Below are 11,892 nucleotides of genomic sequence, written 5' to 3'. Positions count from 1 at the left end.
GTCCACCCGTTCCGGTCGTACGCGCGCCAAATCGCTGCCGCGCTCGAATACCGGCACGCTCCCACCGCGGGCGGAAGGGCCGCCACGGGAGGCGTCCTAGGGGTTTCCCTAGCCGGCGGGGTTCCTCCGCAGCGCCCGGCCGGGACGGGCGCCGGTGGGGACGCCGTCCGCCAGCACGACTTCGCCGGACACCAGCACGTGCCGCGCGCCCGCCGCGTACCGCCACGGATCGCCGTAGGTGGCCAGGTCCGCCGTGCTCGCCGGGTCGAACACCGCCACGTCCGCCACCTGCCCCGGCGCGACGGTGCCGCGATCGGTCAGCGCGAGGCGGGCCGCGGGCAGCGAGCTCATCTTCCGTACGGCCTCCGCCACCGGCACCACCCCCTCACCACGCGCGCTCGGCCCGAGGACGCGGGCGAACGTGCCGAAGTTACGCGGATGCGGATGCCCGTCGCCGGGGGCGCGCAGCACCCAGCCGTCGCTGGCCACGGCGCTGCGGGGGTGCCGCAGCACGGCCGTCACGTCCCGCTCGGCCATCGCGTGGTTGACGATCATCACCTGGGCGCGGTGGGCCGCCAGCACGTCCAGGACGGCTTCTGCGGGCTCCACGCCCGTGTCCCCGGCGATGGCGGCGATGCTGTCGCCGACGCGGTCCGCGTACGGGCCGGGGGACAGCTCGGCGAGGATCACCCCTTCCGGCAGGAACGTCCGCCCGACGGCGGGTCGCAGGCCGGCCAGCACGCGCTCGCGGTCGGCGGGGTCGGCCAGGCGGGCGAGCAGGGCGGCGGTCCCGCCGTCCATGGCCCAGTCGGGCAGGCGGGAGGTCAGCGTGGTGGAGGAGGCGGTGTACGGGTAGACGTCGCAGGCCACGTCGAGCCCCTGCGCGGCGGCGGCGTCCATCAGGGCCAGCGCCCGCTCCACCTTGCCGTGGTTGGCCGGGCCCATGGCCTTCAGGTGCGAGATCTGCAGCCGTACGCCCGACGCGCGCGCCACCGACAGGGCCTCCTCGACCGCCTCGACGAGCCGGTCACCCTCGTCGCGCATGTGCGTCGCGTACAGCAGGCCGTGCCTGGCAGTCTCGGCGGCCAGCGCCTCGATCTCCTCCGTGGCCGCGAACGAGCCCGGCGCGTAGATCAGGCCGGTGGACAGGCCGAACGCGCCCTGCTCCGCCGCCTTGGCGAGCAGGCCGCGCATGCGCTCCAGCTCCGCGCGGTCCGGGTCGCGGCGCTCCTGGCCGAGCACGGCGGCGCGCAGGGCGCCGTGGCCGACGAGGAGGGCGAGGTTGACGGCGGGACGGGCGTCGTCCACGGCGGCGGCGAACGCGGCCAGGTCGGCACCGTCGTCCGGGCCGGGGAACGGGGACATGCCGCAGTTGCCGGTGACCAGCGTGGTGACGCCCTGGTGGAGGCAGGCCTCGGCGGTGGGGGTGTCGAGGATGGTGAAGTCGGCGTGGGAGTGGAGGTCGATGAGGCCGGGGGTGACGATGAGGCCGGTGGCGTCGATCACCTGGGTGGGCGTGCCTACGCCGGCGTGGGCGATGCGGCCGGAGCTCACGGCGACGTCGGCGTGCCGGGGCGGGGCGCCGGTGCCGTCGATCAGCAGGCCGCCGGTGATGAGGACGTCCGTGTTCAGCGCATGTCGCATCCCTGATCATGCCATACCGGGTTGGACGTTTTACGAGTAAAACATCTGCTAAACTTGTAGGGATGAGTGTTCTCCCTTTTCCGCAGTTCAGGCCCCGTGTCCGCATGCCCGTCCGCGCCGCGCTGCGCCTCGCACCCCTGGGCGACATCTGGCACAAACCCGCCCTCAGTGGGGTTGCCGCGCTCGCCGTGGTGCTGGTCACGCTGCTTCTCGCGGGGCGGCTGGACCTGACCCTGTACGCCTCCGCCGGGGCGATGTGCGCCTTGTACGGGCATGGGCTGCCGTACGCCGCCCGGGCCAAGGCGCTGGGGTGGGTCGTGGCCGGGATGCTGGCCGGCACCACGGTCGCCCTCGTCACGGCGGCGCTCACCGAGTCGGTCGCCGTTCGGGTGGCTGTGGCTGCCGTGCTGGCGGGGGTGCACAAGGCGGCCTGCGACGCCAGCCGCATCGGGCCGCCCGGGAACGTCGTGCTCACCTTCGTCGCCGCCAGCGCCGCGTTCGTGCCGGGGGAGCGGCTTGCCGACGTGCCGGTGCATGTGGGGCTCGGGGTGCTTGGCGGGGTTGTGGCGTGGGTCGTGGGGATGGCGCCGGGGGTGGTCCGGCCGGACGGGCCTGAGCGGGTCGCGGTCGCGCGGGCTCTGGAGGCTACGGCGCGGTTGGTGCGGGCGGGGGGTTGCTCGGCGGGGGATGAGGACGCTCGGCAGGCGCGGCATGCTGCTGCGACGGCGGTCAACGCGGCCTGGCAGACGTTGCTGCGGTCCGGTGATCGGCGCGAGGGGCTGCGGCGGTTGCTGGTGCGTGCTGAGTCGGCTGCTGCGGCTTGCGCTGGTGGGCGTGTGCTGGACGAGTGCGCGCCGGGTGGGCGTGTGCCGGGTGGGCGGGTGCGGGGTGGGGCCGATGCCGGCACGCTGGCGGGCTGGGCGCATGAGCTGCGCAAGGGCCGTCCCGTGCCTGAGCCGCCGATCTGCGACGCGCGGACGGAAGCCGCCGAGCGGGCGGAGCTGAGCGGGATCGCCGCCGAACGCGACGCTGCCACTGCCGGTGCGGCGGCGCGGTGGGCGTTCCTCGCCCGCTGGTGGCGGGTGGTGGCGACGGTGGCCGCCGGTGCGGCGCTGGCGGGCTGGGTTTCGATGGCGCTGGGCGTCGGCAGACCGTACTGGGCGGTCGTGACGGCGGCGGCCGTGTTCGCCGCCAACACCACCATGTCCTGGAGCCGGGCACTCCAGCGCGTGCTCGGCAACCTCCTGGGCGTGGCCCTGTTCACCGCGCTGGTCCCGCTCACCCGCTGGGGCGCGGTGGCGCTGATCGTGGCCGTCCTGGTCATGCAGTTCGTCACGGAGGCGGCCATCACCCGCAACTACTGGCTGGGCAGCGTGTTCGTAGCTCCGATGGCCATGCTGATGACCGAGTTCGCCGGAGCCGAGCCGGTGTCCGCGCTGGTGGCCGACCGGTGGCTGGACACCTGTCTGGGGGCCGCCGCCGGATTGCTGGCGTGTGTGCTGCTGCCCGACCGGAGGGCCGCTGACCGCGTACGGGATGGGCTGGAACGGTTGCGGGGCGCGCTGGTGGAGTTGCGTGAGGCGGCCGACCTCGCGGCGGGTGAGTGGTGGAGCGCGGCGCTGCCGCAGGAGCGCATCGCCGCCGCCGAACGGGCCGGGCACCACAGGCTCGCCGAGCTGACCGCGTAAACGGCCCGGCCGTGAGTGGCGGGCGCACGAACGGCGGGCATGCGGGCGTGGGTGGCCCGGCCGTGGGTGGCGGGGGCGTACGATCGGAAGCCACCGCACACCCCAGGCACAGGAGGATCGGGCACGTGGAGGACGCCGTGGCGGTCGCGCTGCGCCAGTGGCGGAAGGTCCTCCCGGACGCCGACCTCGACACGATCGCCGTCATCGGCCGCCTCAACCGGTGTACGGCGCTGTTGCACCAGGCCACCGACGCCCCGCTCGGCCGTGCCGGGGTGAACCGGGCCGAGTACGACGTGCTGTGCGCCCTGCTGAGGGTGGGCGGCGAGCTGACGCCTGGGCGGCTGGCCCGTGAGACGTTCGCCTCGGGGGCGGCGGTGACGAAGCGGGTGCGGCGGCTGGAGGAGATCGGGCTGGTCGCGCGGCGGGTGGACGATCGGGACCGCCGGGTGGCGCATCTGTCGCTGACGGAGCAGGGCAGGGAGTTCATCATGCGGTTGCTGCCCGAGCAGCTCGAGTACGAGACCGCGCTGCTGTCCGGGCTGTCGACCGAGAAGGAGCGGGAGCTCGCCGGGTTGCTGGGGGAGCTGCTGCTGATGCTGGAGGGCCGCCTGGGCGGGATGCTCGGCTGACGACCCAAAGCGGCCCGCGCAAGGCGCTCGCTCAAGGCGCCCGTGAACCCTAGAAAGCGTAGTTGCGCAGGACGGTGAGGGCCTCGGCGCCGTGCGGCCCCGTGGCCTTGAGTGACGAGTCGGCGGGTGCCAGCCGCCGCGCCCCCACCCGGCAGAAGTCCCCCGCGGGCCCGGTGATGACGGACGCCGCGTCGGGCTCGCCGAAGTACCACGTGTCACCGTTGGGCGCGGTCAGCTCGCAGTGGACGGGCCCGCCCGCCACCCCCTCCACGTCGAACGCGTACGGCAGCGTGCGGTGCCCGAGCCACGCGATGTGCCGCAGCCGCGCCGTGTCCGGGTAGGGGATGCCGAGCGGGGTGGTGATGTCGAGGGCGTGCGCCCAGTGTTCGGCCAGGCGGGTGGTGGCCAGGGTGGCGGGGGAGAGGGAGGCGGCGACCCAGGGCAGTCGGCTGCCCCTGGGGTGGGCGCGCAGCGCGGCGGGCATGAACGCGGTGGCCGCGCGCCAGCGGGCCAGCAGGTCGCCGGGGGAGATGTCGCGTTCGGCGGCCACGGCGCTGTCGGCCATGGCGTCCACCTCGCCGCGGGCGCGCGGGCCGCCCAGCTCGCCTCGGATGGAGGCGGCGGCGAGCTCCTCGGTCTGGGCGAGGTGGAGGACGACGTCGGAGACGGTCCAGCCGTCGGCGGCCGACGGGTGCGACCACTGCCTGGGGGTGAGGGCGGCAAGGACGGTGTCGAGTTGCTCGTACTCGGCCTGGAGGTCATCGAAGATGTCCGTCATGCCCCACCACACTACAGAACAACATTCGGTTTGGCCTCAGTTGAGAAGCGGAAGCTCGCCGAACGTGTGCGCGGCCCAGATCCGCCTGGACGCCTCCTCCGGGTAGGGCACCGTCGCGGGCTCGACGTCGAAGAGCCTGGTCAGCCGCTCCTCCGGCGTATACGGCTGCCAGCCGGGCCCCTCGCCCGCCGCGAAGCCCGTCCACGAGCGCCGGAAGGCGGCCGACACGGCGGCGGCCTCCGGCGGGGTGCTCCGGCCGAGGAAGAACGTGCCCATCCCGCTGTCCAGGTTGCCGAACACCAGCGGCACGTCCAGCCCGTGACACGCCCCGCCGATCACGGGAGTGGCCCAGGTCAGCTCGTACGCCCACACCCGCCCGCCCCCGGCGGCCTGCGCGTCGGCCAGCCGCAGCGACGGCATCCGGAACAGCCAGTCCGACTGCACCAGCTCGTCCAGCAGCTCGGGCCCCGCCGAGGGGAAGGCGTCGCGGTAGGCCTGCTCCCGTCCTGGCGCGAACACCCCCAGCAGCTCCTCGCCCTGGACCCGTCCCATCTGGGTGAACAGCCGGTACTCGTCCCGCGTGTGCCCCACGACCAGCTCGACGTCCCTGGCGGCCCCGCCCGCCAGCGCGCTCCACGGGTCGCGCGGCAGCACCTCGCCGTCCACGACAGGCGAGAACGGCGTCACGGTGTACGAGACCGCGCCCCAGCGGTCCTCGTACCGGCGCATCTTGGCGGTCGCCGTCTCGGCGGCCTCGACGAGACGGCCGGGCTCGACGGCGGCCAGCGCCTCGGCGGCGGGCGGCAGGCCCAGCTCCCCGGCCAGGACGGCGCCGAGGTCGGCGGCCAGCGCCGCCGAGAAGTACGTGCCGGGGACGCTCTGCGCGATCGCCCGCCCGAACAGCCCGGCGGCGCGCGGCATGGCCATGAGCGCGATGAGCGACCCGGCCCCCGCCGACTCCCCGAACACCGTCACCCGCCCGGGATCGCCGCCGAACGCGGCCACGTTCTCCCGCACCCACTCCAGCGCCGCCACCTGGTCGAGCAGCCCCCGGTTGGCCGGAGCGCCCTCGACGTGCGCGAACCCCTCCATGCCGACCCGGTAGTTGAAGGTGACGACGACCACGTTCCCCTCGCGGGCCAGCACCGCGCCGTCGTACACGGACTCGCCGGACTCGCCGGCCCGGTACGCGCCCCCGTAGATCCACACCATCACCGGCAGCCCCGCCGCCGGGCCGGGCGACGGCGACCAGACGTTGACCGTCAGCCAGCTCTCCCCGCTGTGCCCCTGCACAGGGGAGGCGACGGTGGACTGCTGGGGTGGCGGCGGGCCGAACGCCACGCAGTCGCGCACCCCGTCCCACGCCTCGGCGGGCTCGGGTGCGCCGAAGCGCGGCGGCCGGGCGTACGGGATGCCGCGGAAGACGGCCACCCCGCCCTCGGCGCGGCCCCGCACGCGCCCTGTCGCGATCCTGACCTCCGGCTCTGCCGTGGTGCCCATGCTCAGCCCGCCTCTCTTAGAACGACCCTCCAAGATTACGGGTCCGTTCGCCGACAAGATCGGACCGCTCGGCGTAAAGCGCGGACGCATGCCAAATACTGCATACCGTATGTGTGGTAGCCGTGATGCGTGTCAGTCAGTACGAGGTTCGCGAGTCCCACAGGTTTCCTCAGTCGTTCCCGTACCGTGGCGGCCCCCACCTGGAGCCGATGGCTCGTGCCGCCCGCGGCGCTCTCCGTGCACCTGGCGATCGGGCAGGCGTACGCGTGGAGCGTGTTCAAACCCCCGCTCGAATCCGCGCTCGGGCTCACCGGCACCCAGAGCGCCCTGCCGTTCCAGCTCGGCATCGTCATGCTGGGACTGTCGGCCGCCTTCGGCGGCACCCTCGTCGAGCGCAACGGGCCCCGATGGGCCATGTTCGTCTCGATGACCTGCTTCTCCTCCGGCTTCCTGCTGTCGGCGCTCGGCGTGTTCACCCGGCAGTACTGGCTGGTCGTGCTCGGCTACGGCTTCGTCGGCGGCATCGGCCTCGGCATCGGGTACATCTCGCCGGTCTCCACCCTGATCAAATGGTTCCCCGACCGGCCCGGCATGGCCACCGGCATCGCGATCATGGGGTTCGGCGGCGGAGCGCTCATCGCCTCACCCTGGTCGGCGCAGATGCTGGCCACCTTCGGGCCCACCACGACCGGCATCGCCACCACGTTCCTCGTGCACGGCGTCGTCTACGCCGTGTTCATGTCGATGGGCGTGCTGCTCGTCCGGGTGCCGCCGGACGGCTGGGCCCCCAAGGGCTGGACACCCGCCGCCGCGCGGGCCCGCCCGCTGATCACCACGGCCGACGTCTCGGCGCGCAACGCCATCCGCACCCCGCAGTTCTACTGCCTGTGGGTCGTGCTGTGCTGCAACGTCACCGCCGGCATCGGCATCCTGGAGAAGGCCGCCCCGATGATCACGGACTTCTTCGCCGGAACCCCCGCCGCCGTCGCGGCCGGAGCGGCGGCCGGGTTCGTGGCGCTGCTGTCGCTGGCCAACATGGCGGGCCGCTTCGTCTGGTCCTCCACCTCCGACCTCATCGGACGCAAGAACATGTACCGCGTCTACCTGGGCGTCGGCGCGCTGCTGTACCTCGCGATCGCGCTGGCGGGCGACTCCTCCAAGCCGCTGTTCATCCTGTGCGCGATGGGCATCCTGTCCTTCTACGGCGGCGGCTTCGCCACCGTGCCCGCCTACCTCAAGGACCTCTTCGGCACCTACCAGGTCGGCGCCATCCACGGCCGCCTGCTCACCGCCTGGTCCACGGCCGGCGTGCTCGGCCCGCTCATCGTCAACGCCATCGCCGACGCGCAGAAGGCCGACGGCCGCTCAGGCCCCGACCTCTACACCACTTCGCTGTTCATCATGATCGGGCTGCTCGCGGTGGGCTTCGTCGCCAACGAGCTGATCCGCCCCGTCCACGACAAACACCACGAACGGCCCGCGCGGGCGCTGGAGGAGGGACAGAACGCATGAGCACCGGGACGGAACGGCGCACCGGGCTGATGGTGCTCGCCTGGATCTGGGTGGGGCTGCCCTTCGCGTACGGGGTGTACGAGCTGTTCCTGAAGCTCACCCAGCTCTTCGCCTGACGGGCGCGACGCCGTACCGAAGCGAAAACTAAGCGGCGGCAGAGGTCTGCCCTCAGCGTCGGCTAAGCGGGGCGTGCCAGGTTGACGGGCACGCGGGACAGTGAGCCCGCCCGACGCGAGGGGCAGATCAATGTCGATCACCGACGTGAGGACCGCCACGCATCAGCAGATCGCGGACCTCCAGCCGAACCAGGAGACCAGGGAGCTGCTGGCCGACCAGCGGATCCAGCAGGTCATGCGGGAGGCCGTGGCCAGCCTCGACCACTTCACGGCGCAGTACAGGCAGAAGTACCGCGAGCTGGCCGACAAGGCCGCCCGCGGCCAGTTCGCCGACGTCCGCGAGCAGCAGCGCCAGTCCGAGTCCTCCCGCTCCGCCGAGTACGCGCGCGCCCCCGAGTACGCCCGCGCCGCCGAGTTCTCCCGCTCGGCCGAGCAGCAGCGCGCCCCCGAGCAGCAGCGCCAGGCCGAGCAGCTCCCCACGGCCGAGCAACTGCGCGCGCCCGAGCAGCAACAGCAGCGCGGCCCCGAGCAGGGCCGCATCCAGCAGCAGGGCGACACGCGGGCCGCCACCCCCATCACGCCCACCCACCCGCCGTACCTCTGGTTCGACCTCATGGCCATGGGCCCCTACCGGGAGCCCTACTTCGGCGGGCCGCTCCAGCCGGCCAGGGTCGTCCACTACGGCGAGAACGTCTACCTCTTCGCCGTGCTCTGGCGCAACCCCATGTCGCTGCTCGGCGGACCCTCGGCGGCCGAAGTCATGGCGCCGTTCATCTACCAGGTGCGCGGCGTGTCCGTCGAGCTCAACTCCGTCACCCCGGGCCCGACACTCAACCCGAACCCCGCGGCGTTCGGCCCCGACTACATCAACATCATCCCGATGCGCATCCCGACCGACCCCAGGCCCGCCGAGGGCCGGCCGCGCCCGCTGGAGATCCACCTCACCGTGGACATCCTCGGCGTCGGCGTCGGCCTGCCGCCGTTCGCCGGCTTCGCCAGCCGCTGGTACCGGCCCGACCTGCAGCCGGGCTTCCTCGGCCTGCCCGACATCCTGCCGGGGATCGTCGAGGAGACGCCGGTCAGGATGCTGGTCTACTCCTGATCACGGTGACTGCGCGGTGAGCCAGGAGGGTTCCTCCTGCTCACCGCCGTCCGCCGGGCCGCACGCGACTCCCCGGGAGTCGCGCGTGGCCCGGCATGAGGGTGTACGGAGGCCGGCACTAGACGCAAGGGCAGGGAGAAGCATGAGAACGCTGGACGCACGCCTGCGGCACCTCCTCGCGCGGGCCCGGGAGCAGGCGGGGATCGAGGGCACGGCGCTGGCCGAACGGGTGGGGTGGCGGCCGGGGGCGGGGGACGAGACCACGGCGGACGGCACGGTCGAAGTGCTGATCAGCGCCGCCGACCGCCGGTGGTCCGACGACGTGGCCGGAGTGAAGATCCACGTCAGCCCGCCCGACGCAGGCGGCCTCTTCGTCGCCCGCGTGCCCCTCACCAGGCTGGACGAACTCTCCCGGCACGCCTCGATCCTGCGCGTCGAGGCGTCCAGACCCCTGTTCCCCGAGCTCAACATCTCCCGCCGCGACGTACGCGCCACCGTCGAACCCCCCACCGGCTCAGGACCACTCCACGGCGAAGGCGCCATCGTCGCGATCATCGACTCCGGCATCGACTACACGCACCCCGCCTTCCGCCACCCCGGCGGCACCTCCCGCATCCTCCACCTCTGGGACCAGTCCGCCACCGCGACCGCCGGCGGCTCCGTCCCGTACGGCGCCGAGTACGCCAAGGAGGACCTCGACAAGGCGCTCGGCGACCCGCGCCCCACCGACATCGTCCCGCACGAGGACGCGCCGGGCGGGCACGGCACCCACGTGGCCGGCATCGCCGCCGGCGACGACACCCACCTCGGCGGCGCCTACCAGGGCATCGCGCCGCACGCCGACCTCATCGTGGTCGCCCTCCCCGCCTCGCCCGGCGGCGCGCTCGGCCGCTCCACGCAGCTCGTCGCCGCCGTCGACTACGTCGTACGGCGGGCCGAGGGCCGTCCCGTCGCCGTCAACGTCAGCGTGGGCACGAACGCCGGCGGCGAATCCCTCCTCGAACGGGCCCTCGACGCCTACGCCCGCCGCCCCGGCGTCGTCATCGTCACCTCGGCCGGCAACGAGCGGGCCCGGCGCGCCCACGCGGGCGGCACCATCGGCGAGGGCGAGGTCGTCACCCTCGACCTGGTCGTTCCGCCGGGGGACGGCGAGGACGACGTCGTGGAGGTGTGGTTCGACGGCGAGGACCAGATCAGCGTGGGCGTCGCGCCGCCCGGCGGGCCGCAGCCCGCGTTCGCCGCGCCGGGGGAGGAGCAGACGTTCGCCACGCGGCGTGGGGATCGCGTCCTGATCGACAGCGAGAGCGACGTCTCGGGCAGCGGCGACACCGCCACCACGGTCATCCTCACCGGGCGATCTGGCCAGGGCGTCTCTGGGCAGTCCGGCCAGGGCGTCTCCGGGCGGTCTGGGCAGTCCGGCCAGGGCATTGAGCCGGGTGTCTGGCGGCTGTTGCTGCGCGGCGGGACCGTCCGGCATGGGCGTTTCGACGTGTGGATCGAGCGCGCGCCGCGCGACGAGGCGTCGCAGACCCGCTTCACGGACGCCTGCGCCGACCCGGCCCGCACCATCACCGCCCCTGGCACGTCCCGCCGCCTCGTCACCGTCGGCTCGTACGCCACCCGCCCCGCCGACTGGGGGCCCGGACACGGCGGGCTGTCCGCCTTCAGCAGCCACGGCCCCACCCGGCTCGGGGACGCCAAACCCGACCTGACCGCGCCCGGCGAGACCATCGCCTCGGCCCGCTGCGCCAACAGCGCCCTCCCGCCGCAGCCCGACCTGCTGCACACGCTCATGGCGGGGACCAGCATGGCCGCGCCGCACGTCTGCGGGGCCGTCGCCCTCATGACGGCCGCCCGCGCCGCGAACCGGCTCGGGGGGCTGACGAGTGAGCAGGCGGGCCAGCTCCTACGCCGCGCCGCCCGCCCCATCGAGGGCCGACCACCAACGCCGCCGCCGACAGCGATTGGCGCGCAGGAAGTCGAGGCACCTGACGCCGATCTCGCGCGGGGACGCGAGGCGGCGGGCTCCGCTCGGGAACGCGAGGCGTCGGACGCCGACCCCGCGCGGGGACGCGAGGCGGCGGACCTCGCCTCGGAACGCGAGGCGTCGGATGCCGCGTGGGGACGCGAGGCGGCGGATGCCGATCCCGCGTGGGGAGCGGGGAAGCTGGACGTGGCCCGCGCCGTCGAGATCGCCGCCACCGCCGCCTTCCCCCGCGTCATCGGCCCGCGCGTCGAGGGCGCCGCGCTGGTGTGGGAGACGGACGTGGACTGCTCGTGGCGCGTACGCTGCCACACCGCCCCCGCCCGCCTGGCCATCGGCAGGCACGTGGCGGAGCGCGCCGAGACCGGCTTCGGCCGCGAGCACCGCGCCGACCTGAGCGACCTGCCACCGGGCCGGTACTGCTGCGAGATCCTCGTCACCGACCGCTCCGGCCTGTGGACCCGCGACGACAACGCGGGCCTCGGCCACCAGGTGCCCGTGGAGGGCGCCGCGCAGGCCCCGGCGCAGGACGACTTCCAGCGGGTCAAGGGCGTCGGGCCGAAGACGTCCGCACTGCTGAACAAGGCGGGCGTCACCACGTTCGAGCAGCTCTCGGCCCTGACGGTCGAGGAGCTCGCGGCCATCATGCAACCGGCGGGCATCGGCGCGGAACGGCTGACCAAGCAGGACTGGATCGGCCAGGCCGCCAGGCTGGCCGCCGACGAGCGGAGGGCGGTGCCGGAGCGGCACACGTTCACGCTGACGGTGACCGCCGACAGCGGCAGCAGGGAGGTGCTGAACTGCGAGATCCGCCACCACCAGACGGACGACGTCTCGCGGGTGCGCGGCTGGGACGTCGAACGGCTGCTGGCCTTCATCGGGGAGCGGGCACGACTACGCGACCGGTGACGTGACGGCGGTGGCCCCAGCGGTGGCCCA

General features: G+C 73.8%; 9 protein-coding genes. 6 read left to right on the top strand and 3 right to left on the bottom strand.

All coding sequences use genetic code 11. From position 1 onward, the window contains the following. Positions 1–108 precede the first annotated feature (108 nt). Positions 109–1,644 carry an N-acyl-D-amino-acid deacylase family protein gene (locus tag ABD331_RS45010; protein WP_344489598.1) on the bottom strand — a complete coding sequence of 512 codons (1,536 nt, stop codon included), beginning with the start codon at positions 1,642–1,644 and terminating at the stop codon, positions 109–111. Between the two features lie 62 nt (positions 1,645–1,706). On the opposite strand from ABD331_RS45010, the gene ABD331_RS45005 reads away from it, so the two are divergent. After that, positions 1,707–3,332 carry an FUSC family protein gene (locus tag ABD331_RS45005; protein WP_344489595.1) on the top strand — a complete coding sequence of 542 codons (1,626 nt, stop codon included), beginning with the start codon at positions 1,707–1,709 and terminating at the stop codon, positions 3,330–3,332. Positions 3,333–3,457: 125 nt separating this feature from the next. Further along, entirely contained in the window at positions 3,458–3,961 is a 504-nt protein-coding gene (locus ABD331_RS45000) for a MarR family winged helix-turn-helix transcriptional regulator (protein WP_344489592.1), read from the top strand. Between the two features lie 49 nt (positions 3,962–4,010). Here the strand turns inward: ABD331_RS45000 and ABD331_RS44995 are convergent, their stop codons facing one another. Further along, a complete protein-coding gene (locus tag ABD331_RS44995) occupies positions 4,011–4,739 on the bottom strand; it encodes a maleylpyruvate isomerase family mycothiol-dependent enzyme (RefSeq protein ID WP_344489589.1) in 729 nt (242 codons plus the stop codon). A 36-nt stretch (positions 4,740–4,775) separates the two neighbouring features. Then, entirely contained in the window at positions 4,776–6,239 is a 1,464-nt protein-coding gene (locus tag ABD331_RS44990; protein ID WP_344489586.1) for a carboxylesterase/lipase family protein, read from the bottom strand. Between the two features lie 186 nt (positions 6,240–6,425). Here ABD331_RS44990 and ABD331_RS44985 point away from each other — a divergent pair, with 186 nt between their 5' ends. From ABD331_RS44985 to ABD331_RS44975, 4 genes are all read left to right on the top strand, one after another. Beyond that, positions 6,426–7,751, top strand: coding sequence for an L-lactate MFS transporter (locus tag ABD331_RS44985; protein ID WP_344489583.1), 1,326 nt, complete (start codon positions 6,426–6,428; stop codon positions 7,749–7,751). Next, positions 7,748–7,867 carry an MFS transporter small subunit gene (locus tag ABD331_RS61135; protein ID WP_425566206.1) on the top strand — a complete coding sequence of 40 codons (120 nt, stop codon included), beginning with the start codon at positions 7,748–7,750 and terminating at the stop codon, positions 7,865–7,867. Before ABD331_RS44985 ends, ABD331_RS61135 begins: the two co-directional genes overlap by 4 nt. A 130-nt stretch (positions 7,868–7,997) precedes the next feature. Beyond that, on the top strand, positions 7,998–8,969 hold the full coding sequence (locus ABD331_RS44980) for a hypothetical protein (protein WP_344489580.1): 972 nt from the start codon (positions 7,998–8,000) through the stop codon (positions 8,967–8,969). 142 nt (positions 8,970–9,111) lie between these two features. Next, entirely contained in the window at positions 9,112–11,862 is a 2,751-nt protein-coding gene (locus tag ABD331_RS44975) for a S8 family serine peptidase (RefSeq protein WP_344489577.1), read from the top strand. The last annotated feature ends 30 nt before the right edge of the window (positions 11,863–11,892 follow it).

Origin of the sequence: Nonomuraea monospora (assembly GCF_039531895.1) — a bacterium.
GTDB lineage: Bacteria > Actinomycetota > Actinomycetes > Streptosporangiales > Streptosporangiaceae > Nonomuraea > Nonomuraea monospora.
This window is presented reverse-complemented; position numbering and strand designations above follow the sequence as displayed.

Bases quoted from the DNA above. Each gene is read 5' to 3' on its own strand.
- ABD331_RS45010 (WP_344489598.1), bottom strand. From the start codon at position 1,644: ATGCGACATGCGCTGAACACGGACGTCCTCATCACCGGCGGCCTGCTG.
- ABD331_RS44980 (WP_344489580.1), top strand. From the start codon at position 7,998: ATGTCGATCACCGACGTGAGGACCGCCACGCATCAGCAGATCGCGGAC.
- ABD331_RS44975 (WP_344489577.1), top strand. From the start codon at position 9,112: ATGAGAACGCTGGACGCACGCCTGCGGCACCTCCTCGCGCGGGCCCGG.
- ABD331_RS61135 (WP_425566206.1), top strand. From the start codon at position 7,748: ATGAGCACCGGGACGGAACGGCGCACCGGGCTGATGGTGCTCGCCTGG.
- ABD331_RS44990 (WP_344489586.1), bottom strand. From the start codon at position 6,239: ATGGGCACCACGGCAGAGCCGGAGGTCAGGATCGCGACAGGGCGCGTG.
- ABD331_RS44995 (WP_344489589.1), bottom strand. From the start codon at position 4,739: ATGACGGACATCTTCGATGACCTCCAGGCCGAGTACGAGCAACTCGAC.
- ABD331_RS45005 (WP_344489595.1), top strand. From the start codon at position 1,707: ATGAGTGTTCTCCCTTTTCCGCAGTTCAGGCCCCGTGTCCGCATGCCC.